Source organism: Paenibacillus ginsengihumi DSM 21568 (genome assembly GCF_000380965.1).
Lineage (GTDB): Bacteria > Bacillota > Bacilli > Paenibacillales > NBRC-103111 > Paenibacillus_G > Paenibacillus_G ginsengihumi.
Map to the genome: position 1 here is coordinate 1 of NZ_KB905680.1, position 1,730 is coordinate 1,730.

Annotated in this window: 1 protein-coding gene and 1 pseudogene; both read right to left on the reverse strand. The window is 49.4% G+C overall.

The features are described 5' to 3' along the window. Positions 1–99: 99 nt before the first annotated feature. On the reverse strand, positions 100–603 hold the full coding sequence (locus F591_RS0126945; RefSeq protein WP_019537631.1) for a hypothetical protein: 504 nt from the start codon (positions 601–603) through the stop codon (positions 100–102). Positions 604–1,011: 408 nt separating this feature from the next. Next, positions 1,012–1,638 (reverse strand): annotated as a pseudogene (locus tag F591_RS29295) (transposase); the annotation flags it as partial. Positions 1,639–1,730: the final 92 nt, after the last annotated feature.

The following is a 1,730-nucleotide window of genomic DNA, read 5'->3' on the forward strand; positions in this document are numbered from 1 at the left end:
TTTCCTCTTATCTCTTCACTAAGGACACGATTTCTGGCAAACCTTGGACACCTAACACTGTCATATTCCGGCCAATATGGGTTGGCAGTAACAATTCACCTAGCCCTCCAGTTCGGCAAGCTGAGCTACTTTTTCAGCCAATACTTGCCTTGTTTGTGCCAGACGCTCTTCTGCATCCTGAATCATTTTCGCCGCTGCTGCCTTTGCACTTTCAAGTTCTTGCTCCTGCCGTGCTTGAACCGCCTCGTTATACCGTATAAGCTGCTTGCAATCTAATGCTTCTTGTTCTAGTCTGTCTATGAGTTCTAGGGCTTGCTGGCGTGGCAATCCATCCTTCTGATCTGCTACCGCATCTAAATGCTCCGCTCGGTTCAACAACTGCTGAATCTCTCCTCTAACCTGAAAGTCTGTACGTCCTGATCGCTGCAAGCCTGCCGCCTGTTCACGCAATTGCCTTGCTTGCTGACAGTAACCACGTATTTCTTCCATAAGTTGTTCGTATGCTGCGCGAGCCCGGGCAATAGACCTCACTTCTTTTTCTTCTTCCTGGGCTGGCTGCTGTTCCTTCAATCCTTCTGCCCCTAGCTGTTCACGTTTTGCCATCCGTTTCATCCTCCCTCAATAAATTAATGTTTCCTCCATTTTTCTCGCTATTTCACATGATTTCATTTTCGACTCACGAAGCGCTTGAGGATAATATTTGACGAAGAGTGAATATATGGGATCGACCTGTTGACGGGAATAGAGGTGGTGGTTACCTTGTTTAAAAAGCCGTATGGTCGCATATGGATCTCCACATCTGCCCTTGCGGTTTACCCTCCCATATCTCTCTGGGTCACAGCCCTTACATTCCTTCGTTCTACCTCTCAAGGGGTGGAGGCCAGGCAAGCTCCTTTGCGGGGTCGATGCCCTAATGGTGAAAATTCCTCCCAGCCTATCCGTGCTTCGCTTTTCAAAGATCAACATGTGGATAAAGCAAGTAAACGATTGAGTTGCTAACCTATGAATCAATTAAACCGCGGTTTGCATTTGAGCCTCCCGATGGGGGCCAAGGACTTTGCTTGAATCATAGTACTTTTTTTTGCGACCAAGCTCGAATAATACACGGATGAGCTTGTTACACACCGCAATCATCGATTGCTTCTTCTTGAGCGGATTATCCCTGCGTGTCGTGAAATAAAGATGCAGTGACCGAAATTCCGGATTCTTCGCTACCAAGGTAAGCGCCGCCCGATACAACAAGGCTCGTAGCCGACGACGCCCTCGCTTGGATATGGTCGTCTCTCCTTTGCGATCCCCCGAACTGTTCTCACGCAAGCTAAGACCAGCGTGACGCACGATCTGCTGGCTATGATCGTAGTCGCTGAGATCGCCAACTTCCGCTAGAAACCCTGCAACAGTGGTCAGTTTCACACAGGGGATACTCATCATAGCTTCGGCCCCAGGAATCTGTCTGACCAACGCTTCAACAAGCTCCATCAGTTGATCAAGCTGCCTAGACAGCATGGTGTACTGCTCCAAGCACATGGCTAGCTCATGTTTGGCTGCCGTTACACCTTCTGTTAGGCCGATGGACTTGCTGGCTATGTGATGCAGTTGGGCGGCTCGCTTTGCCCCTACAGCTCGTTGTACACCGTTGTCACAGCCGGGTTATAATTGACCCACCGGCGCCGGAATGAAAATGACCCACCTTCAGCGAATCTCTCTCTCAGAGATTTCCGACCAAGGAA

Bases quoted from the DNA above. Each gene is read 5' to 3' on its own strand.
- F591_RS0126945 (WP_019537631.1), bottom strand. From the start codon at position 603: ATGGCAAAACGTGAACAGCTAGGGGCAGAAGGATTGAAGGAACAGCAG.